The 25,380-nt window shown below is 59.7% G+C and carries 23 protein-coding genes and 1 tRNA gene; 7 read left to right on the top strand and 17 right to left on the bottom strand.

Features of this window, described 5'->3' with window-relative positions; all coding sequences use genetic code 11:
* Nucleotides 1–44 precede the first annotated feature (44 nt).
* From ACQZ63_RS04670 to ACQZ63_RS04730, 13 genes are all read right to left on the bottom strand, one after another.
* Nucleotides 45–1,892 carry a methyl-accepting chemotaxis protein gene (locus ACQZ63_RS04670; protein ID WP_025592442.1) on the bottom strand — a complete coding sequence of 616 codons (1,848 nt, stop codon included), beginning with the start codon at nt 1,890–1,892 and terminating at the stop codon, nt 45–47.
* Between the two features lie 152 nt (nt 1,893–2,044).
* Nucleotides 2,045–2,746, bottom strand: a complete 702-nt coding sequence (visR, locus tag ACQZ63_RS04675; protein WP_003515015.1) for a transcriptional regulator VisR — start codon at nt 2,744–2,746, stop codon at nt 2,045–2,047.
* Between the two features lie 58 nt (nt 2,747–2,804).
* Nucleotides 2,805–3,536 carry a transcriptional regulator VisN gene (visN, locus tag ACQZ63_RS04680; RefSeq protein ID WP_003515014.1) on the bottom strand — a complete coding sequence of 244 codons (732 nt, stop codon included), beginning with the start codon at nt 3,534–3,536 and terminating at the stop codon, nt 2,805–2,807.
* Nucleotides 3,537–3,908: 372 nt separating this feature from the next.
* Nucleotides 3,909–5,591 carry a flagellar basal-body MS-ring/collar protein FliF gene (gene fliF, locus ACQZ63_RS04685; protein ID WP_003515013.1) on the bottom strand — a complete coding sequence of 561 codons (1,683 nt, stop codon included), beginning with the start codon at nt 5,589–5,591 and terminating at the stop codon, nt 3,909–3,911.
* A gap of 131 nt (nt 5,592–5,722) precedes the next feature.
* A complete protein-coding gene (gene cheT / locus ACQZ63_RS04690) occupies nt 5,723–6,106 on the bottom strand; it encodes a chemotaxis protein CheT (RefSeq protein ID WP_003515012.1) in 384 nt (127 codons plus the stop codon).
* A 14-nt stretch (nt 6,107–6,120) separates the two neighbouring features.
* On the bottom strand, nt 6,121–6,666 hold the full coding sequence (cheD, locus tag ACQZ63_RS04695; RefSeq protein ID WP_003515010.1) for a chemoreceptor glutamine deamidase CheD: 546 nt from the start codon (nt 6,664–6,666) through the stop codon (nt 6,121–6,123).
* On the bottom strand, nt 6,663–7,052 hold the full coding sequence (gene cheY2 / locus ACQZ63_RS04700; protein ID WP_003515008.1) for a chemotaxis response regulator CheY2: 390 nt from the start codon (nt 7,050–7,052) through the stop codon (nt 6,663–6,665). Before cheY2 ends, cheD begins: the two co-directional genes overlap by 4 nt.
* Nucleotides 7,052–8,107 carry a protein-glutamate O-methylesterase CheB gene (cheB, locus tag ACQZ63_RS04705; RefSeq protein ID WP_013635453.1) on the bottom strand — a complete coding sequence of 352 codons (1,056 nt, stop codon included), beginning with the start codon at nt 8,105–8,107 and terminating at the stop codon, nt 7,052–7,054. Before cheB ends, cheY2 begins: the two co-directional genes overlap by 1 nt.
* A complete protein-coding gene (cheR, locus tag ACQZ63_RS04710; protein ID WP_019564320.1) occupies nt 8,104–9,012 on the bottom strand; it encodes a protein-glutamate O-methyltransferase CheR in 909 nt (302 codons plus the stop codon). Before cheR ends, cheB begins: the two co-directional genes overlap by 4 nt.
* A gap of 13 nt (nt 9,013–9,025) precedes the next feature.
* Nucleotides 9,026–11,293, bottom strand: a complete 2,268-nt coding sequence (locus ACQZ63_RS04715; protein WP_025592437.1) for a chemotaxis protein CheA — start codon at nt 11,291–11,293, stop codon at nt 9,026–9,028.
* A 16-nt stretch (nt 11,294–11,309) separates the two neighbouring features.
* A complete protein-coding gene (gene cheY1, locus ACQZ63_RS04720; RefSeq protein WP_003493773.1) occupies nt 11,310–11,675 on the bottom strand; it encodes a chemotaxis response regulator CheY1 in 366 nt (121 codons plus the stop codon).
* Complete coding sequence (locus ACQZ63_RS04725) at nt 11,672–11,971, bottom strand: STAS domain-containing protein (RefSeq protein ID WP_013635450.1); 300 nt, start codon at nt 11,969–11,971, stop codon at nt 11,672–11,674. The genes cheY1 and ACQZ63_RS04725 overlap by 4 nt, the downstream gene beginning before the upstream one ends.
* Entirely contained in the window at nt 11,971–13,578 is a 1,608-nt protein-coding gene (locus tag ACQZ63_RS04730) for a globin-coupled sensor protein (protein ID WP_111782823.1), read from the bottom strand. The genes ACQZ63_RS04725 and ACQZ63_RS04730 overlap by 1 nt, the downstream gene beginning before the upstream one ends.
* Nucleotides 13,579–14,082: 504 nt before the next feature.
* Here ACQZ63_RS04730 and ACQZ63_RS04735 point away from each other — a divergent pair.
* The 7 genes from ACQZ63_RS04735 to mnhG all read left to right on the top strand — a co-directional run bounded on the left by ACQZ63_RS04735 (nt 14,083) and on the right by mnhG (nt 20,567).
* Nucleotides 14,083–14,460 (top strand): hypothetical protein, encoded by a 378-nt coding sequence (locus tag ACQZ63_RS04735; protein WP_111804381.1) that lies wholly within the window; start codon nt 14,083–14,085, stop codon nt 14,458–14,460.
* Nucleotides 14,461–14,566: 106 nt separating this feature from the next.
* Entirely contained in the window at nt 14,567–17,485 is a 2,919-nt protein-coding gene (locus ACQZ63_RS04740; RefSeq protein ID WP_065658358.1) for a monovalent cation/H+ antiporter subunit A, read from the top strand.
* Complete coding sequence (locus tag ACQZ63_RS04745; protein ID WP_003514993.1) at nt 17,485–17,820, top strand: Na+/H+ antiporter subunit C; 336 nt, start codon at nt 17,485–17,487, stop codon at nt 17,818–17,820. The genes ACQZ63_RS04740 and ACQZ63_RS04745 overlap by 1 nt, the downstream gene beginning before the upstream one ends.
* Entirely contained in the window at nt 17,817–19,463 is a 1,647-nt protein-coding gene (locus tag ACQZ63_RS04750; RefSeq protein ID WP_162731096.1) for a monovalent cation/H+ antiporter subunit D, read from the top strand. The genes ACQZ63_RS04745 and ACQZ63_RS04750 overlap by 4 nt, the downstream gene beginning before the upstream one ends.
* A complete protein-coding gene (locus ACQZ63_RS04755) occupies nt 19,460–19,948 on the top strand; it encodes a Na+/H+ antiporter subunit E (protein WP_003514990.1) in 489 nt (162 codons plus the stop codon). Before ACQZ63_RS04750 ends, ACQZ63_RS04755 begins: the two co-directional genes overlap by 4 nt.
* The gene (locus tag ACQZ63_RS04760) at nt 19,945–20,226 is read left to right on the top strand and encodes a K+/H+ antiporter subunit F (protein WP_003514989.1); all 282 of its coding nucleotides are present in this window, start codon (nt 19,945–19,947) and stop codon (nt 20,224–20,226) included. The genes ACQZ63_RS04755 and ACQZ63_RS04760 overlap by 4 nt, the downstream gene beginning before the upstream one ends.
* Entirely contained in the window at nt 20,223–20,567 is a 345-nt protein-coding gene (gene mnhG, locus ACQZ63_RS04765) for a monovalent cation/H(+) antiporter subunit G (RefSeq protein WP_025592428.1), read from the top strand. The genes ACQZ63_RS04760 and mnhG overlap by 4 nt, the downstream gene beginning before the upstream one ends.
* A 245-nt stretch (nt 20,568–20,812) precedes the next feature.
* Here the strand turns inward: mnhG and ACQZ63_RS04770 are convergent.
* The 4 genes from ACQZ63_RS04770 to ACQZ63_RS04785 form a co-directional block, all read right to left on the bottom strand.
* A tRNA-Phe gene (locus ACQZ63_RS04770) sits at nt 20,813–20,888 on the bottom strand.
* Between the two features lie 285 nt (nt 20,889–21,173).
* Nucleotides 21,174–21,596, bottom strand: a complete 423-nt coding sequence (locus ACQZ63_RS04775) for a hypothetical protein (RefSeq protein WP_112154773.1) — start codon at nt 21,594–21,596, stop codon at nt 21,174–21,176.
* Nucleotides 21,597–21,765: 169 nt separating this feature from the next.
* Entirely contained in the window at nt 21,766–23,982 is a 2,217-nt protein-coding gene (locus ACQZ63_RS04780; protein WP_112154774.1) for a 3-hydroxyacyl-CoA dehydrogenase NAD-binding domain-containing protein, read from the bottom strand.
* Between the two features lie 186 nt (nt 23,983–24,168).
* Nucleotides 24,169–25,377 carry an acetyl-CoA C-acetyltransferase gene (locus tag ACQZ63_RS04785; protein WP_065658361.1) on the bottom strand — a complete coding sequence of 403 codons (1,209 nt, stop codon included), beginning with the start codon at nt 25,375–25,377 and terminating at the stop codon, nt 24,169–24,171.
* Between the last annotated feature and the right edge of the window lie 3 nt (nt 25,378–25,380).

Raw genomic sequence — 25,380 nt, forward strand, 5'->3', positions numbered from 1 at the left:
GACCTTGCGATCCGGGAGCTCTTCAACTTTCTAAAATTCTACTTTCAGGCTGCGCGGCTCAGTCGATCCTGGCCAGTCGCCGAGCCCTGCTCCATCTGAAAACGCTGAACCAGATCGAGCAACGCTTCCACTTCGCCCGACAGCACCCGGCTGGCTGCGCTCGACTGTTGGGCAAGCGCCGCGTTCTGCTGGGTCATCTGATCCATCTGGTTGACGGACCCGTTGACATTGTGGAGCGCGGAGGACTGATCCTGCGTCGCCGTCGCGATGGTTTCGACATGCTGGCTGACGGCGACGATCTGATGGCTGATGGCTGAAAGGACCGTGCCCGCTTCCTGCACCAGCTTCGATCCGGAGCTCACCTCATGCGTTGACTGGTTGATGAGCTGCTTGATTTCACGTGCCGCGTCCGCGGAGCGTTGTGCAAGTTCACGCACTTCCTGCGCCACGACCGCAAAACCTTTGCCCGCCTCGCCCGCACGCGCAGCCTCGATGCCGGCATTGAGGGCGAGAAGGTTGGTCTGGAACGCGATGTCATCGATGACCTCGATGATCTGCTCGATCTTGCGCGAGGCGTCTTCGATACGGCCCATGGCGTCCACGGCATTGCTGACGACCGAACCGGAACTGTCGGCGCTCTGTTTGGTGATGCGGACGGCCTCGTTGGCTTCGCGCGCCCGCTCGGCCGACGATCTGACCGTTGCGGTGATTTCCTCGACAGCGGCTGCCGTCTCTTCCAGCGAGGCCGCCTGATTCTCCGTGCGCTTCGACAGATCGACCGACGATTGCTCGATTTCAAAACCGCTATGCTGGATGACCAGGGTGCGCTCGCGGATTTGCCCCAGCGCATCGCGCAGGTTGAGAAGGGATTCGTTGAAGTCCGTGCGCAGACGATCCAGACGGCCGTTAAAGGGTGTCTCGATCGTGCGGCTCAGATCACCGCGCGAAAGCCTGCCGAGGCCGGACGCGATCTCGCTGACTGCGAATTCGATCTGGCCGTCCAGCTCCTGCTTCTCGGCATCGTTGCGGTGACGCTCCGATTCCGCCACGGACCGTTCCTCGGCGCTTTTGCCCTCGATCGCGAGTTTCTCAAGCGCATTCTCGCGGAATATCACGAGAGCGCGGGCGATGTTGCCGAATTCATTGGTATTGGTGGCATAGGGGATCGGCGTATCGAGATTGCCGTCCGAAAGGGACTTCACCGCATCGGTAAGCTTGCCTAGAGGCTGCAGGGTGCGCCGGATGACGAAATAGGCGAGCAATCCCACGCCGACCATGGCAACTGCGCCACAGATCAGCATCAGGTCGCGCAGGCCGAAAATCTGGGCTTCGTAGACGGCCATGGGAACGCCCACGAAAAGAATACCGACGGTTGCTCCGGACTTGTTGAGAACCGGCATGTATCCGGTCATGTAATTGGTGCCGAAAAGCGTGGCGGCGCCGAAATACCCCTCACCCTTGGAAACCTTTTCAAAAGCGGGATGGTCGGTGGCGAGCTTCGTGCCCGCTGCTCTCTCGCCCTTTTCGTTCTTCAGATTGGTGGTCATGCGAATATAATCGCCGGCCTTGGCTTCAAAAACCGTCGCGATGCCGCCATTACCGGCAGCCGTGCGGTCGACGAGATCATTGTCGCGCAGTGTCCCGATGCTGGCGCGGCCGATACTCTTGAGCTCTCCATCCACCATTTCAAGGGCCACGCCGCCGACCTTCATCTCGTAAAGGATCGCCATGCCGCGCATCGCGCTGTGCGTGTCACGCAGCGCAGTGGTGATGATATTGTCCTTCAGGCGAATGTATGTCGAAAAACCAACTGCCGCGACGCTGAGCGCAATCAGGCCGATCGTCAGCACGACGACCTTACCCGCAACGGACTTAAAGAGCCGGTTGTGCATGAAACAGTTCCCCAAAACCAAACTTATAAAAGTTCTAGTTGGCAACTGTTAAAAAAACGCGAAGTACCGATAGCAGCTTTTAGGGTGGATTATACAAGCGGCGCCAGCGCCTGCCGGCTTACAGGGACGGGAAAGCCCGCCCCCTCCCCCAATCAATGGATATAGCCGAGCCGGATGGCCTTTGCGATCGCCTGGATACGGTTGACGGAATCGAGCTTGATCGTCGCTGAACCCAGATAGGCGTTGACGGTGTGTACCGAAAGCCCGAGCTTCACCGCGATTTCTTCGCTGATACGGCCATCACCCGCCAGTTGCAGACAGGCGATTTCCCTTTCGCTCAACGCTTCAGACGGTGCCACCTTGCGCTCATCCAGCGCCAGCATATCGACCATGATCTCGCAGCATTTGATGTGCTGTTCGATGACGACCTCGTTGTCGAGAACGAGGTTGCTGCCACAGAAAACGATGTAGCCGTTGCCAATCGTGCCGAGCCGCACCGGCAAAGCCAGTCCCGCATAGGGCAATGTATCGTTCTCGATCCGGCGCATCAAAGCCGGCACGTCAGGAAGATCGGCAAAACCGCCGGCATTCTTGTTACGCCAGATGACCGGCAGCAGCGATGTCTCGATATGATCCAAAAGAATATCGCCGACCGCGCGGATGAACTGCGCGCTCTGTTCGGCGGCATTCATGCCCCAGTTCTCCAGCTCGCAGGTCAGCTTCTTCTTGTTGGGGAAGCCGGAGGCGGCAGCCTTCGTCACCACGAAATTACGTGCGCCGACCAGTTTCTGCATGGCGACCAGCTTCGGAAACAGATCCGACCGGCTTGTCACAACAGGGCTGCGGTAAAACATACCGCTGCTTTGACTCGTACCCTCATTATCTTTCGTCTGTACCATGGGTCCCGACCATCTATACGAGGTTGTTGCGCACGGCGTAGGCGATTGCCTCCGAGCGGGTTTTCGTCGCGGTTTTCCGCATCACGCTTGTAATGTAATTATTGATCGTATTGCGCGAAATGCCAAGTATCATCGCAATTTCGTCGCTTGTCTTGCCTTCCGCGATCCAGAACAGGCACTCAAGCTCACGTTCTGTGAGGTCGATGTCCCGCACGGCCTTTGCTTCGCTGGCAATGCCGAAGCTGACGCAATAGCCGGTCAGAAGCGCGATTTCGCGCAGACGGTCCGGCGAAGGAACCGAGTGTTCTGGAAACAGCAGCAGAAGCGAAAGACGAATGCGGCCCACACAGAAGGAAAGCGCCGAATATTGCCGGTCGATGCCGAAAGGGACAGAAACGTCGTCCGGAAGAACAAGCAATCGCGGCTGCAGAAGCGAAAGGCATTTTTCCATTTCGCTCGATCTGTTCTGGCTGTTGGCGAGTTCGGCACCAAGCCTGCGCACCAGATCGAAAGGCCAGTCGGATGTGATGATGAATTTCAGTCCGGTTTCTTCGAGAAGATCCTCCCGCGCCAGCAGATAATGCGAGGCGCCGGCGTAGGTTACGAGCAAATCCAGCGCGCCTGAAACGTTGCCGGCAGCGGCCGAGGCTGCGACGTTCTTGGCAAGCTGGTCGCGTGGCAAGGGCTTACCCATGCCCTCCATAGGCTTGGCAGACAGCCTGCGGATATCAACATCGACTTTCAATCGCCTACGCCCTCTTGCTCCCAATGGGGAGATTATACCTCGGGATGGAATCATTCCATTCGAGAAGCTTACCAAAATGGGATGGTGAGCCCCCGGAGACCGAATCACTTCATTTTATGGAACGGACTGGGATTTGCCATTACCTGACACCAGCCTTTCCACGTATTTCCTTGTTCGTCTATTCCTAAAAAACATACTGAAAAGCTGACCAATCCATAAACGGCATTCTCAGCCTATTCCCAGCAAACTGTATCGTTGCTGAATTTTTTGTAAACAGTGTCCCAAAGCGGGAATGCGACGGCGCGCGGCGCCAAGATACCAAAGAACCCGGAAATGCGCAAAAGGCCGGGATAACCCCGGCCTTTTTCAAAATCATGCAGCTTTTTCCACGGCCCATTTGCGAAGTATCTTGGCTGCGCGTTCTTCGCTGATTTCCACCATGCGGGAGAGCCTGCGCTCGGGTCCTTCGCGAACCCGGCGGTTGAAGGTGCCTTCGCTGTCGCCACCCGCCAGAAGATCGTCGGTGCTGTCGAAGCCGAAATCCGCCCCAAACCCTTCCATGAGACCACCAGCACCCGCATCCATGCCGGGAGAGAAATCCGGCAGTTCGAGGCCTGCGGTCTCCTGGCTGATCTGGCCTGCTGCCGCGCCGTTGCCGGTGACCGTACGAACCAGAGGGCGTACACCGAGCCAGACCACGAGGAAAGCAACAGCGACGAAGGCGAGCGAGTTGATGATGCCTGCCGAATTGCGGCTGAGCACTTCCATGATGCCCGGCCCGCTTGCGGCTTCGTCGAGCAGCTGCGTTTCGAGGAAGTCCATCGCCGTCAGCGTTACGATATCGCCGCGATCGGAGGAAACCCCCGCAGCCGAGGTGACGATCTTCTGCATTTCGGCAAGATAGGCGTCGATCTTGGCCTGGTCGACGGGTTCGCCGACCATCTTGGCGATGCGACCCTTGTTGACGACTACGGCGACCGAAATCTTCTCGACGGTATAGCCATTCTTGACGGTGGCGACCGTTTTGGAATTGATTTCGTAGTTGGTCTGCTCTTCCTTCTTGGCCGACTGGTCGGAAGACTGCGGGCCACCTGCGCCGCCCTGGGGCGCTGCCTGCGGTACGTTCTGTTCCACGGTCGCGGCCGTATCGGGCTGCGTTTCCTGGGATTTCTGGTCTTCCTTAACGGTGCGGACGGAGCGCTCGACGCGCGATTCCGGATCGTAGACGGTTTCCTGAATCTGCCGGCTGTCGGTATTGAGCTGCGCCGTCACGCTGGAGCGGAAATTGTCCATGCCGAGGAACGGCGCCAGCGCCTTGTCGATATTGGTGGTGATTTCCTGCTGAACGTTCTGCGCCAGCGTCAGCGAGCGGTTCATGGCGGCGTTGGTGACGTCGTCACCGGAAGCGAGGAGCTGGCCGGTGGAATCGAGCAGCGTCACGTCATCGACCTCGAGGCCGGGAACGGCCGAGGCGACGAGATGACGGATGGAAGCGGACGCCTTGCGCCCGGCGGTGGCATTGGCTCGAATCATGACCGATGCGGTGGGCTTCTGCTCACCGCGGCGGAAATTACCGACATCCGGCATGACGATATGGACGCGTGCGGCCGCAATTCCGTCGATCTGCTGAATGGAGCGACTGATCTCACCCTCAAGCGCGCGAACCCGGGTCACTTCCTGCATGAAGGAAGTCAGGCCGAGAGAACCGACATTGTCGAAAAGCTCATAACCGGCATTGGCACTGTCAGGCAGGCCGCGCTCGGCCAGAAGCAGCCTTGCCTTGCTGGTGAGGCCGACCGGAACCTGGAGGCTGGCGCCATCCGTTCCAACCTGAAAGTCCAGCCCCGCTTCGGCGAGTGCAATGCTGATCTTGTTGAGGTCGCTTTTTTCAAGTCCCACATAAAGGGTCTCGTAAGCGGGACGGTTCACGTAAAGTGCTGCTGCAAGGATAATGGCCATGGACAAAATGCCCACGCCGCCCAGCATCAACAACCGTGTCTGACCCAGCGCCGCGAAATTCTTCAAGACCTGAGGGATTTGATTTAACAGATTCATTCTGTTCCGCACCGTCATTCATAGAGTCCGAGACCTTTTGGCCCCGTAATGACAATAGGGTGCGAAGCTTGCGCGAGCGTTGCCTTTATCCGCAATCCGCGAAAGGAAGGGAACGGCCAGATGAATGCTGTCTAGAACAGATCGAAGTCTCCGGCGACCTTGTCCAGCGGCTGCGAATGGCCATGGCGGATGGCTGCGCCCAGCGCCTTTTGCATTTCTGCCAGCTTGACGAGGCTGAGCGCGGTCGAGACATCCACGATCCAATCACCGGGAATAGAGCCGGTGACGGTATCGATGAACTCGGCAAGGCCGCGGGTTTTCTGGACGGCAAGGTCGATGCCCTGCAAGAGCTTGACGCCATCGCTGGACAATTCGCCGCTTGTCGCTTCCAGCAGTTGCGGCTCGATGCGCTCGATCAGATAGGCGACATCGTGCAGTTCCGATACCACGCGCATCAGAACGTCGGGCAAGGCTTCTTCGAACGGAGTGGTGCCGGTGTTGTTTGCAATCTGCATTGGAAACTCCGTGACTAGAAAAATTCGATGTCGTTGGCGACGGGCTTGGGGGCCGGCACCGGACGCGTTTCCATGGCGACCGTCTTCTGGGTTTCCGCGCCGCTCAGCGGATGCTGTCGTGCACGGCCCGAAACCGGCCAGAACTCGATCTTGCGGCCATGATCCCCGCCCGTGGAGGAGCTGATGACCGGTATGCCTTCATCCTTCAGAAACTGCATGGCAAAGATGGCGTTCTGCTCACCGACATTGGAGAAGCTGGCAATCGTTTTTGCGCCGCCGAAAACCTTCGCCTCCAGCCGGTCGCGGCGTGCGCCCTTCTTCAGAAGACCGTTGATCAGCAGTTCCATAAGATGCACGCCATAACGCGTCGCATCCCCACCGGTCACGTTGCCCGTTCCCGGCAGCAGGAAGTGGTTCATTCCTCCAATGCCGGCAACGGGGTCTCTCAGACAGGCGGCCACGCACGAACCGAGTATCGTCGTCATGACCACGTCGGGATCGCTGACAACCTTGTACTCGCCCTGAATGATATGTACGCGCTTGGCCGCAGCTTCAATCATTTCAGCGATCCGAAAACCGCTTCGATGGCTGCGCGCATCTTGTCGATGGTGAAGGGCTTGGCCAGCACGTTGTTTGCGCCGAGCTGCGCTGCCTTCTGCACCAGCGCACGGTCGCCCTGTGCGGTGAGGATGATGAAGGCCGCCTTTTTGAGGGTCGGGTTGGCCCGCACGGCGTGCAGGAAACCGAGACCGTCCATCTTGGGCATGTTGAAGTCGGAGATAACGAGATGATGGGGCTGCTGCTCCATGATCTTCAATCCCTGCTCGCCGTCGCCAGCGGCAGTGATCTGCTTGAAGCCGAGCTGTGTCAGCGCATCGCTGAGCAGCAGCCGGCTGGTCACCTGATCGTCGACGATCAGAACTTTGATCTTTTCTGCGAGAGACATTAGTCAGCACCTTCTTTGCGGGCAGTGGTTAGTTTCAGGATTTCTTCGCCGATTGAGGCCAGCGGCAATTGCAGTTCAACGGCGCCAAGTTCAAAGGCCACTCTGGGCATGCCGTAGACGACACATGTTTTTTCGTTCTGGCCGACGGTTCGCGCACCGGCATGCCGCATTTTCAGCAGCCCGGCCGCGCCATCGCGGCCCATGCCGGTGAGAATGACGCCGACGGCGTTGCGTCCGGCAAGCTCGGCGACCGAATCGAACAGCACATCAACTGAAGGGCGATGGCCGTTGACGGGATCGCGCTCGATAAGCCGGCAGCAGGGCGCGTTACGATTGGAAATCTGCAAATGGCGTTCACCGCCCGGCGCAAGGTAGATCTTGCCGGTCTGCAGGCGCGCGCCATCCGTCGCCTCTTCCACGACGGGTGCGCAGATGCGGTTCAGCCGTTCCGCGAAACTCTTGGTGAAAGTAGGCGGCATGTGCTGGGTGATGACCGTCGGCGGACAATTGGCCGGAAACTTCTGGAGCACGGCAATCAGTGCCTCGACACCGCCGGTGGAGGACCCGATGGCGACGACTTTGCGGCCGGCACGATAATCGCTGACCGGGGTCGGCTGGGCTGCGACAACGGGTTCCGGGCGCGCCGCGCGGTAGGCTGCGTGTTGCGACCGTGCGGCGGCCTTGACCTTGTCGGCCAAGTCGCCGAAGGGGCGCGCATCGCCTGGAGCCGGCTTGCCGACACAGTCGAAAGCACCGATTTCAAGCGCGGCGAGCGAGGCATCCGCGCCGCGGTGCGTCAGGGACGAGACCATGATGACCGGCATCGGCCGCAGTCGCATGATCTTTTCGAGAAACTCGAGGCCGTTCATTTCCGGCATCTCGATGTCGAGCGTCACGACATCGGGATTGAGCTGCTTGATGGCGGCGCGCGCTTCCATGGCATTGCCGGCCTGCCCAACCACCTCAACCTCCGGATCGGCCTTGAGGACGGCGGAAATCAGGCCACGCATGGTGGGGGAATCATCGACGACGAGGACCCGTGCGAGTGCGCTCATGCCTTCCTCCCGGACGTGTGACCAATGTAGCGGTAGGTGGTAATGCCGGTATTATCGAACAGGTTCTTGGCGTCGCCGGACACTCTTTCGGAATGACCGATGTAAAGATGACCGCCTTCCGGCAGCAGGCCTGCAAAACGCGTCCAGATACGCATCTGGGTCGGCTCGTCGAAATAGATGACGACGTTGCGGCAGAAGATGACGTCGAAATTGCCCTTGAAGGGCCATTGCGTCATCAGGTTCAGTTCATTGAACGTGATGAGGCGCTTGACCTTGTCATCGATGCGGAACTTGCGGCGACCGCCGGCATCAACTTCCGTGAACCATTGCTTGCGCATCGCGGGAGACACGGTTTCGAGAGCGTTGTCATCGTAAACGCCTGCACGGGCCTGCGCCAGGATCTTCGGATCGATGTCCGTCGCCAGGATCTTGAAATCGTAGTCCGCCGCATTGGGAAACATGGCGAGCACGGTGAGCGCAATCGAATAGGGCTCCTGCCCGTCTGAGCAGGCGGCCGACCAGATGCGGACGCGCCCGCCGGTCTTTGCCCTTGCAATGAGGCCCGGCAGGACCTCGTCGCGCAGGTGTTCGAAATGGTGGTTCTCGCGGAAGAAGCGCGTGAAATTCGTCGTCAGGTGCGACAGCATTTCGCGGCGTGCAGCCGCTCCATCGGGCGATGACACCAGTGCGCAATATTCCCGAAACCCGGCCAGTCCGAGATTGCGGATATGCTTGGACAAACGCGAATAGACCAGCGACGCCTTGGTGTCGTTGAGATAGATGCCCGCATCCGCGTAGATCATCGCAGCGATCTCCGACAAATCGCGTCTTGTCAGCGGATATTCGCCGCTGGCAAGAACGTCATCGGGAGACTGTCGCTGATCGCTGAGATTAAGTGCTGCCATTGGATATCCGCCTTCAACCCGTCGCCGCGAGTGACATTTCCTGTTTCAGTGGCTGCCCGCGCGAAGCGCTGACGATGGCGTCGACATCCAGAATGAGCGCAACGCGTCCGTCACCCAGAATGGTGGCGGCGGCAATGCCTGGAACATGGGTATAGTTGGCTTCCAAAGACTTGATGACGACCTGGCGCTGTCCCTGGATCGCATCGACCATCAGGGCGCGCTGGCCGCCGCCTTCCGATTCCACCAGAAGCGCCACACCTTCCACAGGATCGGCCTGGGTCGGACGGAAGTTCAGAACGCGTCCGACATCGACCAGCGGGCAGAAAGAGTTGCGGATGGAAATCAGCCGCTGGTTGGCGCCGAAGGAGTGAATGTTCTTCGCTTCCGGCTGCAGGGTTTCCACGATTGCCGTCAACGGAACCACAAGCGTCTGCCCGGCCACGGTTACCACCATGCCGTCGAGAACGGCAAGCGTCAGCGGCAGGCTCATGGTGAAGGTCGAGCCAAGACCGGGGCGCGAGGAGATGTTGATGCGGCCGCCGAGCGCCTGAATGGAACGCTTGACCACATCCATGCCGACACCACGGCCGGAAATGTCGGAAATCTTGTCTGCGGTAGAGAAGCCCGGCGCGAAGATCAGATTGTCGATCTCCTCGTCCGTGAGGTTCGCATCGGCGGCGATGAGATCGTTGTCGATCGCCTTCTGGCGAACGCGCTCGCGGTTGATGCCCGCGCCATCGTCCTGAAGCTCGATCAGGATGCGGCCCGACCGGTGCTTGGCCGAAAGCTTGATGGTGCCTTCCGGGTTCTTGCCAGCGGCTTCGCGTTTTTCCGGCGTTTCGATGCCGTGGTCCACCGCATTGCGGATCATGTGCGTCAGGGGTTCGGCCAGCTTGTCGATGACCGTCTTGTCGACTTCCGTGTTCTCGCCTTCGGTAACGAGGCGGATCTGCTTGCCGATCATGTCGGCAACTTCGCGAACGATACGCGACATGCGCTGGAAGACAGGCTTCACCGGCTGCGCACGGATCGCCATGACGCTGTCCTGGATTTCGCGCGTCAATTGCTGGAGTTCGTCGAGACCCATGTTGACGGCAGACGTGCCGCTCGCATCGTTTTCGATGACGCTCTGCGACAGCATCGCCTGATTGATGACAAGCTCGCCGACGAGGTTGATCAGGCGGTCAACACGGTCGAGATCGACACGGATGGTCTGGCCGGCGCTTGCATTGGCCGCGGCATTGGCATTCGCCTGCGCTGCGGCCGGCGCTGCCGCAGCCTCACGCTTTTCGATGGCGGCGTTGACGCTCTGGGCGATCTGCGTCGTTGCGACGGCAGCCTCGACGACTGCGGCAACGTAGGGCTCTTCCGCCCCGGCGGTCACAACGGCCGGTTCCCCTTCCGCATCACCGTCGAGAGCCGACAGGTCGAACGGAACCGGGATCATCGGCAGCTCTTCCGCATCCGCGGCAGTTTCCGAAAGAATCGGGGTGATTTCGAGATCGCAATCCCATTCGGCGAATTCGAAGACGCTGCGGATACCCTCTTCACCCTTGTCGGTCGAGATCGAAACCGTCCAGGAGAAATAGGACGCTTCTGGATCGAGCTTGTCGAGCGAGGGCAGTTCCGACAGGTCGCAATTGACGCTCATCTCACCGATGCGCGAGAGATCGCGCAGGAGAAGGGCTGCTTCATTGCCTTTCGAATAAAGCGATGCGTGCGGCTTGAAGGTTATCTGGAAAGACGGCGTCTCCATCAGCGGCGTCGTTTCATCGGCAAAGTCCGAGAAGGAGAACGGGATCGGCTCGAAACCGCTATCGTCCGTCGGCTTTGGCGCAACGGGTTCCGGCATCTTTGCGACAACCGGCGCTGCCACCGGCGCGGATGCGTGGACGGTTTCGCCGTTGGCCAGGGCTTCCAGTTCCTTGACGAGGCCACGGGTGCGGCTTTCGTCGACGCTGCCGCCGTCTCTTGCCGCATTGGTCAGGTCCGCCAGCACGTCGGCGGAACGCAGCATGACTTTCAGGACGTCCTGTGTCGGTTCCAGCTTGTTGGAGCGAACGCAGTCGAGGGTCGTTTCAAAAACGTGGGCGAAGGCCACGAGATCATCCAGACCGAAGGCACCCGCCCCGCCCTTGATGGAATGAACGGCACGGAAAACGGCGTTGACGGTTTCCGGATCACGGTCACCGTCATTCAATTTAAGAAGCCCCGATTCCAGTTCCGCGAGTTGTTCCTCGCATTCCTGGAAAAAGATTTCCTTGATTTCGTTCATATCCATCGTGAAATGTCCCGTATCAGGCAGTTACGCGTTCAATGGCATCGATGAGCTTCGCAGGATCGAACGGCTTGACGATCCAGCCGGTCGCACCGGCCTGACGGGCGCGGTTCTTCTTCTCTGCGTCGCTTTCGGTCGTCAGAACGAGGATCGGTATGGCCCGGTACTTCTCGTTGCGACGCACACCCTCGATGAAGCCGAAACCGTCAAGACGGGGCATGTTGATATCGGTCACGATAACGTCGGGGTTGCTCTGCTCCAGCACTTCGAGACCCTCAATGCCGTCTTCGGCCTGAATTGTCTCGAAACCGGCATTGTTGAGCGTGACCAGGAGCATGTTCCTGATCGTTCTGGAATCATCCACGGTAAGAACTTTTTTCTTCACTTCTTGATCTCCTTCAGGAGCAAATGATCGATTTCGACGCCTATCAGTTTCATGGTCTTGTCGAATGCATCGGACACTCTGGCAAAACCGAACGGCTTGCCGTCCTCTTCCCAGGACTTCGCACCGGCCATCAGGACCTGGGCGCAAAGCGCACCGATACGTTCCACCTCGGACGCATCCACCGACAAAGGTGCTCCTCTCAGCGTCATCAGCTTGCCGTGCAGCGCCGATGCCTCGTTGAGATCCAGCACCGGTGACAGTTTCAGCGTCGCCTCAGCTGCTTTTCTGGCTGCCATTACATGACTCCTTGGCGTCTGAATTGTTGGTAATCCTGGCCGTAATCCGTGCGGTTATCCGCACGGGCCACAAATGATGTGTCCTGCCGAGCCGTAGCGGCGACAGCTGCCGCGTGTCCCTGACGGGCAATGCGGAATTCGCGAATGGTGCGGCCGAGTTCCAGAATGACAGTGTGAAGCGTATCGGCCTCCGAGGAGCCATTGCCCATATCGGCAAGGTTCCGGTCAGCCTGTCTTTGCTGTTCACCGATGTCGGCAGCGACTGATTGCAATTCGCCGGCGTGCTCTGCCGCGTGCCGGGAGACCTCAGTGATCATGTCGTTGATGCCGGATACCTGCCGGACAACACCGCCGATTGCGTCCTGCGTGCGGTTGACCATGTGCACGCCGCCTTCGACCTGCTTTTTCGTGGAGCCAACGAGGCTTTTGATCTCTCTTGCAGCGTCTGCGGAACGCTGGGCCAATGCCCGGACCTCCTGCGCGACAACGGCAAAACCGCGTCCGCTGTCACCGGCGCGTGCTGCCTCGATGCCGGCGTTGAGGGCGAGAAGGTTCGTCTGGAAAGCGATCTCGTCAATCGTGCCGATGATCCGTCCGATCTGCTCGGCGGATTGCTCGATATCCGACATGGCGTTTATCGCCTCGCCGATTGCCTTGCCGCTTTCGACCGCCGCCTCACGGGCATGGGAAACCGCCGTCTCCGCCGCCGAAATGCGGGCGCCGTTTTCGGCCACATCCCCGATCATCGTCTGGATCGCACGGGAGGTGTCGGCAAGGGCTGCGGCCTGCTGGCGGGAGCGCTCCGCCATGGAACGGCCAATGTCGGCAAACCGCGCGCTCAGCGCCTCGGCTTCACCGATGCTGTTTTGCGCCGATGTCAGTGACGCGCCAATCGTCTCGAGTGCCGCATTGAAAGTGGCAGCAACGTCGCGGTAGGCGTCGGGCACGTCGCCGCCGATGCGGGCCTGCAAATCGCCTGCGGCAAATGCCGTCAACGCTTCGCCCAGCAACCTTGCGGCTTCAGAGCGGTCATTGTCGCGCTGTTCTGCCAGTTCCCGGCCATGGCGCAGGCGCAATTCATTGAAGCGCAACGATACGGCAATCTCGGTATCGACCATCACCAGACGGACGACGTTCTTGACGGCTTCCGCCAGTTCGCGGCTCTTTTTGCGGTTGCCGGGCAGGATGGAGCGCGGCGCGTGCTCAGTCACCAGACCGCCCAGCAGATGTTCCAGAACGACGGCGTGGCTGGCGATCTGCCAGCGCGGATCGAGACCCATGCGACCGGCATTGTCGGAAAGCACTTTCACCCGCTCGGCATAAAGCCCATCGAAACGCGCATCGGTCAGAACGCTCCAGTGCGAGGATTGCAAATCGTGCAGGCGGTCGAGCTGGTTTTCGCTTTCGAAAGACGGCGAACAGTCCGGCATGGACTGGAAACGGTTCATCACATCGCGCAGGCCGGCCTTAACGTAAGGCTCCAGCATGCTGCGATAATTGCGCAGGAAATCGGATTGCGTCTCGTCGAGGCCGGCAAAGCGCAACCGCCCCGCCAGGCTTGCGCCTGCCGATCTCCGCGCTTGTTCTGATGGCAAGTCCTGCCCCAACCGACGACCCCAATAATATGACGGCCGGTAAAACCCGGCCAAATGGCAAGGTTCAGAACGCCAGCACCCTTAAGGGGGATTTTTGAACGAACATACCCATCGCGGACGATGCGGTATCGACGCTTGCCTGACCTTCTTGAACCAAGAAACGAAATACCGGATCGGGCCCGGTACGGCAGTGCGGCGTCATGCCTGGAAGGGGAGATAACCCCATTCCGCCGTGGAAATACCATCAATCTTTATGGTTAATTCCTTGCTTGAAAGTTAAGAAACATCAGCACCGGCGTCAAACGGTAAAATTTGTAAAAGCTTTTAGCCATTGTCGCCCCTACTTTGCCGCAAACGGGCAAAAACGAAAAGGAATCGGACGCGACGGGCGGTTTTTCCAGCCTGTGCGCTGGACAAGCGTGTCCGCCTTCCCCTAAAACAAATCAACGGGATATTCGCTCAGCGGTGATGCTTTAGAGAGACCTTTACGATCAAGGAGACGCCAACTTGTTACGGATGGAGAAATGCCGCTGTTCAAGGCGCCATCCGCAAGTGTTGATCGGTCTTGTGGTTGCGAGCCTGCTCGTCATCATCGGCTTTCAGGCGCCATCCGGCATCAAGGCAATCTCAAAGATCAGCCGTCTGGAACGATTGCAGACGGCTGACCTAAGCCACTCCCCCTCGCCTCGCGATAAGGACTGCACCACCGGCGACGATCACGGCTGCAAGGCTCACAACGGTGCTTCGGGGCTTCGCCCCGTCGGTTTTCCCTCGACCATCCTGCGGATCGTGGCTGACGCCAAACCGGCCGTCACGCCTGTTGCCATCGCGCCACAAACTTTCCGAGACTTTGCGAACGTGGTTCCAAGAGCACCTCCGCATATTATCTCTTAGTCATTCCGGCGGTCCTCATCATTCGGTTCCTTGCGAACCTTGAGGGATCGGAGTCGTCGGAAACCCGCCGTAGGCTCCAATTCCAGAGAGAAAACCGCCGCCGCATATGACACTTGCAACCGTTCTACCATTTATTATCGCATTGCCGTTCGTCGGCGCTCTCATAACGGCCTTCATGCCGCGCGAAGGCGCGGCCGCAAGCGCGGCCTACGTAGCAAGCGCCGTAGCCCTCTTCGGCCTGGTCGGCAGCATCCTTCTTTATCCAAATGTCAGTGGCGGTGGCGTGCTGAAATACGATGTGGAATGGCTGCCGCAGCTGGGGCTTAATTTTACCCTGCGGCTGGATGGCTTCGCCTGGATTTTCGCGATCCTCATTACCGGCATCGGCCTGCTCGTGGTTCTCTACGCCCGATATTACATGTCGGCCCAGGACCCTATTCCACGGTTTTTTGCCTTTCTGCTCGCCTTCATGGGCTCGATGCTCGGCATAGTGCTGTCCGGCAACGTCATTCTGCTGTCGATCTTCTGGGAAATGACCAGCATCTTCTCGTTCCTGCTGATCGGCTACTGGCACCAGAACGCCGGCGCGCGCGATGGCGCCCGCATGGCGCTGACCGTGACCGGCATCGGCGGCTTCAGCCTGCTCGCCGGGCTTCTGATACTCGGCCACATGGCGGGAAGCTACGATCTGGACAAGATCATCGCGGCCGGTGCCGATATCCGCGCCCATTCCCTTTATCTGCCGGCACTTATTCTCATCCTTGGCGGCGCGCTGACGAAAAGCGCACAGTTTCCGTTTCATTTCTGGCTGCCCAATGCAATGGCGGCGCCCACGCCCGTTTCCGCCTATCTGCACTCGGCCACCATGGTGAAGGCCGGGGTTTTCCTGCTGGCGCGGTTCTGGCCGGTGCTGGCAGGCACGCCGGAATGGTTCTGGCTGGTGGGTGCTGCAGGCGTCATCACCCTGCTGCTCGGCGCCTATTTCGCCATGTTCCAGCAGGACCTGAAAGGCTTGCTCGCCTATTCCACCATCAGCCATCTGGGGCTCATCACCACGCTTTTGAGCCTGGGCAGCCCGCTTGCGGCGGTTGCGGCGATTTTCCACATGGTCAACCACGCCACCTTCAAGGCATCGCTGTTCATGGCGGCCGGCATCATCGACCATGAAACCGGCACGCGCGACATGCGGCGGCTGAGCGGGCTTTACACCTATATGCCAGCAACAGCGACGCTCGCCATGGCGGCCAGCGCTGCAATGGCCGGCGTGCCCCTGTTCAACGGCTTCCTCTCCAAGGAAATGTTCTTTGCCGAGGCCGTCGAAACCCACGCAGACTCGCTGCTGGACCGGGCTTTGCCATACGTCGCGACGTTGTCAGGTGCCTTCGCCGTTGCCTACTCGCTACGCTTCATCCACACGGTCTTCTTCGGCCCCAAGCCGGTTGACCTGCCGAACCCCAATCCGCATGAGCCGCCGCGCTGGATGCGTTTCCCGATCGAGTTCCTGGTTTTCGCCTGCCTGATCGTCGGCATCGTTCCAAGCCTGTCGATCGGCCCGTTCCTGCATTCGGCCGTGCTTTCCGTTCTCGGTCCGCAAACGCCCGTCTACAGCCTGTCGATCTGGCACGGTTTCAACCTGCCGCTCATCATGAGTATTGCGGCACTCGGCGGCGGCGTTGCCATCTATGCCCTGCTCGGCGGCTATTTCTCCCGCTGCGACGACGGCCCGCCGATCTTCCGGCATCTTCGGGGACAGCGCATCTTCGAGCGCATTCTCGTCACCGTGTCCTGGAAGTGGGCGCGGTGGCTGGAAAGCACGCTCGGCACCCGGCGCCTGCAGCCGCAGCTGAGGCTTCTGATCCTCGTGGCGATTCTTGCCGGTTTCTCGCCGCTTTTCCTCTCGGAATTTTCATTGTCGCTGCCGCGCGTGACGTCCTTCGATCCGATCTTTGCCATTCTGTGGCTGATCGGCATGATCGCCGCGCTGGGTGCCGCCTGGCAGGCGAAATATCATCGTCTCGCCGCACTCATCATGCTCGGCGTCTCCGGCCTTGTCACCTGCCTCACATTCGTCTGGCTTTCTGCACCCGATCTCGCGATCACCCAGTTGCTGGTCGAAATCGTCACCACCGTTCTGATCCTGCTCGGTCTCAGATGGCTGCCGAAACGCTTCGAGAAGGTGGACAGCAGCGATGAATTGCCGGCGCAGCTTCGCCGCGCCCGTGACTTCCTGCTGGCCGCAGCAAGCGGCATTGGCATGTCCGTCATCGCCTATGCGGTCATGACCCTGCCCGTGCCGAACGCCATCGCGACCTATTTCCTCGAGCGCGCTTATTCGGAAGGCGGCGGCACCAATGTCGTCAACGTCATCCTCGTCGATTTCCGCGGCTTCGACACGTTCGGCGAAATCGCGGTGCTGGCGATCGTGGCGCTGACGGTCTTTGCGCTGCTTCGCCGTTTCCGCCCTGCGCATGAAAGCATCGGGGTGCCGGAACAGCAGCAGATGCAAAACGCCTTCGATGCGGAGCGGCCCGACCGCAGCAAGGGCGATACGGTGCGCGATTATCTCTATGTACCGTCCATCGTCATGCAATGGATGTTCCCGGTTATCGTCACCTTTTCGATCTTCCTGTTCATACGCGGCCACGATCTGCCCGGCGGCGGCTTTGCGGCCGGCATCACCATGGCAATCGCGTTCCTGCTGCAATATCTCGCCGGCGGCGCGCGCTGGGCGGAGGATCGCATCCGCATCCTGCCGCTGCGCTGGATGGGCTTCGGCCTTCTGATGGCGGCGGCAACCGGCATGGGGTCATGGTACTTCGGCTATCCGTTCCTGACCTCTTATTTCCAGTACACGGAGATACCCTATATCGGCAAAATGCCGACAGCATCCGCCTTGCTGTTCGACCTCGGCGTCTTCTCGCTGGTCGTCGGCTCCACCGTTCTTATTCTTATAGCACTGGCACACCAATCGTTGCGTAACTACCGCGTTCGCACGCCTGAAGCCGCAAAAGCGGAGGACGTGTAATGGAACTCATTCTTTCAATCGGCATCGGCATCATGACCGGCTCCGGCGTCTGGCTGATCCTGCGCCCACGCACTTATCAGGTCATCGTCGGGCTTTCGCTGCTGTCCTATGCCGTCAACCTGTTCATCTTCGGCGTCGGCGGCATCAAGACCAATGCGCCGCCGGTGCTGGTGAACGGCGTCGACAGTTCCACGCTTGCCGACCCCGTGCCGCAGGCGCTGGTGTTGACGGCAATCGTCATCGGCTTTGCGACGACTGCGCTGTTCCTCGTCGTGCTTTTGGCCGCCCGGGGGCTTACCGGCACCGACCATGTGGACGGAAGGGAATCGAAATGATGTCGTTCCCCTTCCACATCGTCATCGCGCCCATTCTGGTGCCGCTGATCACCGCAGCCCTCCTGTTGTTCTTCGACGAGCGCCAGCGCGTGGCGAAGGCCGCCATCAGCCTTGCCTCGACCGTGATATTGCTTGTTGTCGCCATCCTGCTGTTCCGCGAGGTGAACTCGACGGTCAATACCGAGATCGCGGCGGTGGTTTCGAGCGGGGTCTATCTGCTCGGCAACTGGCCGGCGCCCTTCGGCATCGTGCTCGTTGCCGATCGCCTCTCCGGGCTGATGGTACTTTTGACGGCACTGCTTGCCATTCCCTCGCTGATCTATTCGCTGGCGAAATGGCATAAGGCAGGCGCGCATTTCCATTCGCTGTTCCAGATGATGCTGATGGGCGTCAACGGTGCTTTCCTGACCGGTGACCTCTTCAACCTCTTCGTTTTCTTCGAGGTTATGCTCGCGGCATCCTATGGTTTGCTGTTGCATGGCTCCGGTCAGCAGCGCGTCAAGGCCGGGCTGCATTACATCGCCATCAACCTCGTCGCCGCATTGTTCTTCCTGATCGGCGTCAGCCTCATCTATGGCGTCACCGGCACGCTGAACATGGGTGACCTTGCCCACCGCATCGACGGCCTCAACCCGGACCAGCGCATGCTGCTTGAAACCGGCGCTGCGGTTCTCGGCATCGCGTTCCTGGTCAAGGCTGGAATGTGGCCGCTGAATTTCTGGCTGCCTTCCGCCTATGGCTCGGCTTCAGCACCTGTCGGCGGGCTGTTTGCTATCATGAGCAAGGTCGGCATCTACGTCATTGCCCGCCTGTCCTTCCTGCTTTTCGGGCAGACGGCCGGGGAATCGGCCGGTTTTGGCCATGATGCCCTGCTTGTCGGCGGCATCGCCACCATCATCTTCGGCGCCATCGGCGTTCTTGCCTCGCAGGCGCTTGGGCGGCTGGCCGGGTTTTCGGTTCTGGTGTCCTCAGGAACACTTCTCGCGGCCATGGGCACCGGCAATCCCACGGTTGCAGCCGGCGCGCTCTATTATCTCGTCAGTTCCACACTCACCATCAGCGCTTTCTTCATGCTGATCGAACTGGTGGAACGCGGGCAGGATGCCGGCGCGAACGTTCTTGCCGTAACCATGGAAGCCTATGGCGAGGGCGAAGAGGAGGAAGAGGAAGAAGAAGTCGGCGTGACCATGCCCGGCACCATGGCAGTGCTCGGGGCGTGTTTTGCAGCCTGCGGCATTCTCCTCGCCGGTCTGCCGCCGCTCTCGGGCTTCATCGCCAAATTCTCCATGCTTACCGCCATTCTCAACCCTTCAGGGCTGGGGGCCAATGACACCGTCTCCACCCTTTCCTGGTGGCTGGTCTTCCTGATAGTATTTGCCGGTTTCGCCTCGCTGATCTCGATGACCCGCGCGGGCATCCGCACCTTCTGGGCCTCCCTCGAAGGCACAGTACCGCGTGTTCTCGTCATCGAAATAGCGCCCATCATGCTTCTGCTGGGACTGACACTCGCCATGACCGTGCAGGCGGGGCCGGTGATGCGCTACATGCAGGAGACGGCGCGTATTCTCGATCTGCCGGCCAGCTACATTCAGGGCGTCATTTCCGCCCCAAGAGCGGGAACCAATCCGGAGGGGCAGCCATGATAAGCCGTGTCCTGCCCTACCCGCTGCTGACGGTTTCGCTGATCATCTTCTGGATGACGATCAACAGCTTTTCAGCCGGACATCTGCTGCTAGGCACCGGTGTGGCCCTCATCGCCTCCTGGGCTATGGCGTCGCTCCGGCCGGCAAAACCGCGCATCCGCAACTGGCACAAGCTCGTCAAGCTGATCGCGATCGTGCTTTACGACATCGTCCTGTCCAATATTTCCGTCGTGAAGATTATTCTGTTCCAGCGCGAGAGAGATCGCAAATCCGGTTTCCTCGCGGTGCCGCTCGATATTCGCGATCCGATGGGATTGGCCGTTCTGGCGACAATCCTCACCTCGACACCGGGAAGCGCCTGGCTCGAATATAATTCCAGCCAGGGCACGCTTCTGCTTCATGTTCTCGACGATGAGGATGAGGCGGCCTGGATAAGCCTCATCAAGAACCGATATGAAAAACTTTTGATGGAGATATTCGAATGAGTTCGATTATCCTTTTCTGGTCCTTTTCGCTCGCGCAGCTGATGCTCGCCATTGCCATGACGATTTCCGTTTACCGCATCGCCATCGGCCCACGCGCCCAGGACCGGGTGCTCGGCGTCGACACGCTCTATGTCAACGCCATGCTGCTTCTCTTGACCTTCGGCCTGCGCACCGGCAACGACATCTATTTCGAGGCCTCGTTGCTCATTGCGATCCTCGGCTTCGTCTCCACCGTTGCCCTTTCCAAATTCATGATGCGTGGCGAGGTGATTGAATGAACAATGCAGCAGAATTTCCGCTCTGGGCCGCCATTCTGGTGGCGTTCTTCGTCCTTCTGGGCGCCTCGCTGACGCTGATCGGCACCATCGGCTTCGCCAAGCTCAACAGCTTCTACGAGCGCCTGCACGCACCGACGCTCGGCACCAGCTGGGGCACCGGCGGCATCGTCATGGCCTCCATCATCTATTTCTCCGTCTCCGGCGACCGTTTCGCCTTCCACGAGATCTTCATCGGCATCTTCGTGACGGTGACGACACCAGTGTCGCTGATGCTGCTGGGGCGTGCCGCGCTTTATCGGGACCGGGCGGAGCAGAACTCGGATAATCGGGAGCATCTTTAGCACCGCGGACTCAGACAAGTTTTGCGTGAATTACCTTCCTGAAGGTCAAGGAAACTCTCCTGCGACGGGTCTTATCCGATGATCCACTTGCGGGCGGCTTTCCGATTGTTGGACAAGTAGGCAGACGTAACGCATCGAGTTACATCGTCCGCGCTAAAAAACTGATGACAACGGAAGCAATCTGATCTCGCCAGCGCGGGGAGGCAACACGCATTCAATTCAGGAAAAAATGAAATTAAGAAGAATGGTGCCCGGAGGCGGATTTGAACCACCGACACGCGGATTTTCAATCCGCTGCTCTACCAACTGAGCTATCCGGGCACTTCAGGTCCTTGAAGAACCTCCGCTTTTGGCGGGCGGGGCTGTTTGGTGCCCCGAAAGTGAGCGGGGTTATAACATCTTGTTCGGACATGGCAAGCGCCATAGCGAAGTTTTTTGACAGTTTTTTCACGGCGCCTGTGGATGGCTGGAATAAGTGCGCTGTGAAGGCCTTATCGTGGCTGGAAACGCGCTATCGGCAAACCGCCAGACCTGATCAACATAAGTCAGGTGGCGGGTTCAGGCGCGGCTGATCCGGGCGAGCGGCGGTTGGGCGGCTTGGGGCAATTATGCCCCTTCCCTGCGCCGTGCGGCAAGTCCAAGCGCAAAAGGCACCACAGCCACCAGAGCTGCCATGACGGGTGAGGACGCGAAGATGCGGCTGGCAAGCGAGGTAACGGCAACGGAGCGCACAACCATCATCAGGCGCGAATTCTCGTGGTCTTTCTCGTGCCTGAGATCTGCGGGTTTGTGGCGGGTTGGATGGGACGCCGATTCCAGCTTTTTCACATCGCGGCGCAGCTTTTCCAACTGTTTGCGGAGTTCGTCCAGTTCCGCGCGTATCGACTGGTCCACCGTAGCGGAAGCACGCGCCTCTCGGACAGCGGGCTTTTCTGCCTCTTTCTCCGCAGCTTCTTCATCAAGTTCAGCCAAGTGGTCGTCAAGGTCCGATGGTTTGTCGAAACCATGGGATCGCAGCGATGTCTTCATTGCAGTCTCCTGAAGTGTCCTGAATTGCGGCACCGGGCGCGCATCGCCCGTTCACGCCTTCTCAACGCCCCAGCCGGGCAAAGGATGCACATAAAGCGACGGTATCGGCACGATAGGCCGATAAAAAAACAGGCCCCGAAGGGCCTGTTCATTTGTGTGTCTTGAAGGCTTATGCCGCTTTCGCGGTGCTGCCATAGGGATCGAAGCGACCGTAGAAGGTCTCGCCCTTGGCCGCCATGTCCTTCAGAAGCGGCGTCGGCTTGAAGCGTGGGCCATAGGTCTCGCTCAGCTTCTCGGCCAGCGCCACGAAGGTCTTCACGCCCATGCCGTCGATATAGGAGAGGGCGCCGCCGGTGTAGGGCGCAAAGCCGAAACCGAGGATGGAGCCGACATCGGCCTCACGCGGGTCGGTGACGATGCCTTCTTCCACGGTGCGGGCGGCTTCCAGCGCCACGGTGACCAGAAAGCGCTGTTTCAGCACTTCCATATCCACATCCTCCGGCTTCTGCTGAGGATAGAGATCCTTCAGGCCGGGCCAGAGGGACTTCTTGGCAGGCTTTGGCGGGTAGTCGTAAAAGCCCTTGGCGTTCTTGCGGCCAAAACGGCCCTCGCCTTCCACCAGCTTCTTCACCAGTTCCATATGGCGCGGATCGACAGCCTTTTCACCGAGATCGGCAACGGTTGCTTTCAGGATCTTGTAGGAAAGATCGATTGCCACTTCGTCGTTCAGCGCCAGCGGGCCGACCGGCATGCCGGCGAATTTCGCGGCATTCTCGATCATGGCGGGCGGCACACCCTCGATCAGCATGTCGTAGCTTTCCGCCATGTAACGCAGCACGCAGCGATTGACGAAGAAGCCGCGCGTATCGTTGACGACAATCGGCGTCTTCCTGATCTTGGCCACATAATCCAGCGCGACCGCCAGCGCCTTGTCACCCGTTTCCTTGCCGAGGATGACTTCCGTCAGCATCATCTTCTCGACCGGCGAGAAGAAGTGGATGCCGATGAAATCCACCGGGCGCTTGGAGTTCTTCGCAAGCCCGGTAATCGGCAAGGTGGAGGTGTTGGAGGCGAAAATTGCGCCTTGCGGCAACACGGCTTCCACGGCCTCGATGACGGCCTTTTTCACGTCGCGGTCTTCGAAGACGGCCTCGATGACGAGATCGGCGTCGGAGAGCGCCGCGTAATCCGCTGTCGGGGTTACGAGGTCGAGCAAGGCCTTGCCTTCATCCTGCGTCAGCCTGCCCTTGCCAATGGCGGCCTTGACGCTTTCCTCGCAATGGCCCTTGCCCTTGTCGGCGGCTTCCTGATCGCGGTCCACCAGCGTGACGGGGATACCGGCTGCGGCAGTGACATAAGCAACGGCGGCGCCCATGAAGCCCGCGCCGACGACGCCGACCTTTCTGAACTCCGTCTTCGGCTGACCGGCCGGGCGGCGCGCGCCCTTGCCCAGTTCCTGCATGGAAACGAACAGCGAGCGGATCATGCCGAAGGCTTCCTTCGAGCGAAGGATTTCGGTGAAATAACGCTGCTCCACCTTCAACGCCGTATCGAACGGCAATTGCAGACCCTCATAGACGCATTTCAGGATAGCAAGTGCTGCCGGATAGTTGCCGGCGCTTTCACGGCGCAGGATCGCCGGAGCGGCCGGCCAGAGCTGGGCAGCGGCCGGCGTCCAGATGCCGCCGCCGGGGGCCTTGAAGCCTTTTTCATCCCAGGGGGCAACCGGCTTCAGGCCGTCCTTGATCATTTGCTTGGCAGCGGAAATGAGCTGATCCGGCTCCACCACCTGATGAACCAGCCCCATGGCCTTGGCGCGCGCACCGGTCAGCGACTGACCGGTGGTCATCATCTGCAAGGCGGATTGCGCATCGGTCAGGCGCGGCACGCGCTGGGTGCCGCCGGCACCAGGGAAGATGCCGACCTTGACTTCAGGAAGGGCTATCTTGAGGCTCTTGGCATTCGACGCGACGCGACCGTGGCAGGCAAGCGACAGCTCGAAAGCGCCGCCCATGCAGGTGCCGTTGATGGCTGAGACCCAGGGCTTGCCGTTGGTCTCCAGCTTGCGGAACAAGCCGGTCATGCGGCCGACCAGTTCGAACAGCTTGGCGGCTGCCTGATCCGGGTCCTTCGCCTTCTCGTCATTGTAGAAGGAGAACATCGACTTGATCATCGAAAGATCGGCACCGCCGGAAAACGTGCTCTTGCCGGAGGTGAAGACAACACCCTTGACGGCAGCGTCGGCGACAGTTGCGTCAACGATGGCGTTCAGTTCGTCCATCACCTCGGAAGTGAAGACATTCATGGACTTTTCCGGCATGTCCCAGGTGACAAGGGCAATGCCGTCTGCGTCCGTCTCGATGGTGAAATTGGTATAAGTGCTCATTTTGGGATTCCTCTTCCCTGAATTTCGTTTCGCCGGACTTCCCGATCCCTCATTCCCGTGACTGTCACAGGAACCCAGTCAGCCCAAGTCTTTGGGCTGGAAGACTCTCGCGCGCCGCAGACGCGGCGCTGCTGGAATCCCTGTGACGAGCACAGGGTGAGGAGCCTGGGGTTAGCCCTCCGTAACTCAAACCCGCTCGATAACGGTCGCTGTGCCCATGCCCGCGCCGATGCAGAGCGTGACGAGCGCGGTGTTCAGATCGCGCCGCTCCAACTCGTCAAGCACCGTGCCGAGGATCATCGCGCCTGTCGCACCCAGCGGATGGCCCATGGCGATTGCGCCGCCATTGACGTTCATCCTGTCGTGGCTAATGTCGAAAGCCTGCATGTAACGCAGCACGACGGCGGCGAAGGCCTCGTTGAGTTCGAAAAGATCGATATCGGCAAGCGACATCCCGGTCTTTTTCAGAAGCTTCTCGGTCACATCCACCGGGCCGGTCAGCATCAGCGCCGGATCGGAACCGATATTGGCGAAAGCCCTGATGCGGGCACGCGGTTTCATGCCCATAGCCTCGCCGCCCGCCTTGGAACCAACCAGAACGGCGGCCGCGCCATCGACGATACCGGACGAATTGCCCGCATGGTGCACGTAGTTGATACGCTCCACTTCCGGGTGCGCCATGATGCCAACGGCTTCGAAGCCGCCCATTTCACCCGGCATCTGGAAAGAGGGGTTGAGGGAAGCCAGCGCCTGCATGTCCGTACCGGGGCGCATATGTTCGTCGCGGTCGAGGATCGTCAGGCCGTTGCGGTCCTTCACGGGGATAACGGACTTGTTGAAATAGCCCTTTTCCCAGGCATGCGCGGCGCGCTTCTGGCTTTCGACAGCATAGGCGTCGACATCGTCCCTGGAGAAACCGTATTTGGTGGCGATGAGATCTGCCGACACGCCCTGCGGCATGAAGAAGGCGGGGAAGTTGACCGAAGGGTCCATGTACCAGGCGCCACCAGACATGCCCATGCCGACGCGCGACATGCTTTCCACGCCGCCGGCAATGACGATATCGTCGGAGCCTGCCTTGACCTTGCCGGCCGCGAAGTTGATGGCATCGAGACCTGAAGCGCAGAAGCGCGAGATCTGCATTCCCGGTGCCTTGTTGGAATAACCGGCCTCGAAGGCGGCGGCTTTCGGGATAACTGCACCGGCATCCATGACGGGATCGACACAGCCCATGATGATGTCATCGACAGCAGACGTATCGAGCCCGTTGCGGTCGCGGATGGCTTCCAGCGTCTTGGCGGCAAGGCGAACGGAGGGCACCTCATGCAGGCTGCCATCCTTCTTGCCGCGTCCGCGCGGGGTGCGGACATGGTCATAAATGTAAACGTCGGTCATTAA

The sequence above is a fragment of the Agrobacterium sp. CG160-95 genome, from assembly GCF_053521725.1.